This window comes from Pseudonocardia pini (assembly GCF_013870575.1).
GTDB classification, from domain to species: domain Bacteria; phylum Actinomycetota; class Actinomycetes; order Mycobacteriales; family Pseudonocardiaceae; genus Pseudonocardia; species Pseudonocardia pini.
This window is the reverse complement of sequence record NZ_JACBXB010001112.1, coordinates 1-1,312: the sequence shown is the minus strand read 5'-3', so window position 1 is coordinate 1,312 and position 1,312 is coordinate 1. Positions and strand designations below refer to the sequence as shown.

Sequence of the window (1,312 nt, the reverse complement as noted above, 5' to 3'; positions counted from 1 at the left end):
GGCGAGGCACTGCGGGTTCCGCAGGGCGGACTCGTTGCCGACCCGGTCGCCGTTCACGGCGTCCCGCGCGGCCCGCTCCGACGGCTTGCCGTTGTGCGTGACCGGGAAGTCGTCCACCGCCACGACCAACGACGGCACGTGCGCGGCCGAGTTCTGCTCGCGCAGCACGCGGCGGATCGTACGGTCCAGTGTGGAGTCCAGGACGGCACCCTCGGCGAGGCGCACCAGCAGCACCATCCGATGGGGATCGCGCTGCTCCAAGGCCATCGCCTCGGCGATCTCGGGCAGCCCGCCCAGGGTCCGGTAGATCTCGCTCGGCCCGATCCGGATGCCGTTGACGTTGAGCACCCCGTCGGTGCGGCCGTGCAGCCGGGAGGTGCCGTCCGGCTCGAAGTCGACCAGGTCGCCGTGGGTCCACATGCCGGGGTGGTCCACGAAGTACGCCTCGTGGAAGCGGGTGCCGTCGGGGTCGCGCAGGAAGCCGACCGGGCGGGACGGGAAGGGCTTGCGGCACACCAGGTCGCCGATCTCGCCGACCAGCTCGCGGCCCTCGGCGTCGACCGCCACGACGTCCATGCCGAGGCTGCGCGCCTGCGAGCGGCCGGGCCGGACCGGCACGTCCGGGTGCGCCACGAGGAAGCAGCCCATGATGTCCGTGCCGCCCGCGACGGACTGCAGGGGCAGCTCGCCCACCGCGTCGGCCACCCAGTCGTACTGCCACTCGTGCAGGACCGAGCCGGTGCACAGGATGGAGCGGAGGTGGCCGAGGTCGAACTCGGCCCGGGGCCGGTAGCCGGAGTCCTGGCAGAGCTGGAGGTAGGCCGGGCTGGTGCCCAGCGCCGTCACCCCCTGCTCGGCCACGATCGTCCACAGTGTCTGCGGACCGACGATCGGGCCGTCGTAGGCGACGAGGTGGATGCCCCCCGCCAGGGCGGGCAGCATCCAGTTCCACACCATCCAGGTGGGGGTGGCGTGGAAGTACATGACGTCGCCGGGCCCGAGGTCGCTGTGCAGCTGCTGCTCCTTGACGTCCTCGAGCAGGCTGCCGCCCGCGCCGTGGACGATCGGCTTCGGCGGACCGGTGGTCCCCGAGCTGAACAGCACGAACAGGGGGTGGTCGAAGGGCAGCCGCGGCCACTCCGCGGCGGGCAGGCCCTCGGCCGCCGCGACCAGGTCGGCGAGCCGGACCACGGGCACCGCCCCGGTGGCCGGGAGCGGGAGCGCGTCGAGCAGTACGAGGGTGCGGACGGTCGGCAGGCCGGCGAGCACGGCCTCGACCAGCGCGTCGGCGTCCCCGGGGACCAGGGTGCGG

Annotated in this window: 1 protein-coding gene; it reads right to left on the bottom strand. The window is 73.6% G+C overall.

The annotated features are described in order from the left end of the window. Positions 1–1,312: AMP-binding protein (locus tag H5J29_RS32990; RefSeq protein ID WP_181784806.1), on the bottom strand; the 1,312-nt coding region annotated here is incomplete at both ends.